2 pseudogenes are annotated in these 1,133 nt (G+C 42.5%); both read left to right on the forward strand.

The features are described from left to right. Positions 1-368: 368 nt before the first annotated feature. Positions 369-575: pseudogene (locus EXN75_RS17450) on the forward strand (tyrosine-type recombinase/integrase); the annotation flags it as partial. Positions 576-606: 31 nt separating this feature from the next. After that, positions 607-1,133 (forward strand): annotated as a pseudogene (locus tag EXN75_RS17455) (phage integrase SAM-like domain-containing protein); the annotation flags it as partial.

Here is a 1,133-nt window from a genome sequence, read left to right on the forward strand (position 1 = left end):
GGAGCCTTACCGTTCTTGTCCAATCCGCTCTTTTTAAGGTAGAGCAGCACCTTGAATTTTTCAACTTTCATCTGCTTACTTTTTTAGTTTGCAAAAATAATCAATCAGTAAGCATTCTCCGTCATTGAAAGTTGTGCATAACAGTGCAACAAACACTGGTGACAAACTATTTGTTTTTCACCTCGTTAGCAGTGTTGGTTTCGGTAACTGACCGCTAACGGTTTGGTAACTGAAATAACTCAATATCCTGCTCGGCTTTGCTTTGCAGCCAATTGGCAGAATTATGAAATATTGCTCATTCTCAACCACTTGCAGTTCATTCCTCTCATCTTCACTTTCCGTTGCTTTTGCTTAAATTGTGCATTCGTGTGGATTTGGTCTATCATGTTGGACGGCACAGTTTCGCATCGCTCGTTACGCTCGAAGAAGGTGTTCCGATAGAGACTATCAGCAGAATGCTTGGTCACAGCAACATTCAGACCACGCAAATCTATGCACGTGTCACCCCGAAAAAGCTATTTGAGGATATGGACAAGTTCATCGAAGTCAACAAGGACTTCAAGTTTGTCCTGTAATATTATCACAAAATAAGAAAGGAACATAACAATGAGAAGTACATACAAGCAGTTTTATTATATCAACCGTGGCAGAGTAAAGGCAGACGGAACCACATCTATATTTTGCCGTATCACGATTGACGGCAAAGTGTCAGCCATAGCAACAGGTCTTTACTGTGCTCCTGAAGAATGGGACACGAAAAAAGGTGAAGCCAGGAATGCAAGAGTGAACGGACAACTGCAAGTGTTCAGACAAAGAATTGACGAAGCCTACGAGCAGGCAACAAAGGAAAAGGGCATCGTTACCGCCGAGATTCTGAAGAATGTTATTGTTGATGCAAATACTATCCCGATGACATTGCTTGCCACTGGCGAGGAGGAGCGTGAACGCCTTAGGCTGCGCTCCATCCGTATTAACTCAACATCTTCTTATCGCCAATCGAAGACATCGCAGCTCAACTTGCGAGAGTTCATCGGGTTACGAGGAATGAATGACATTGCATTTGAAGATTTGACTGAGGAATTTGGCAAATCTTATAAGTTGTTCTTGATTGGCAAAGGGTATAGTGCATCCAA

Origin of the sequence: Segatella hominis (genome assembly GCF_004535825.1) — a bacterium.
GTDB classification, from domain to species: domain Bacteria; phylum Bacteroidota; class Bacteroidia; order Bacteroidales; family Bacteroidaceae; genus Prevotella; species Prevotella hominis.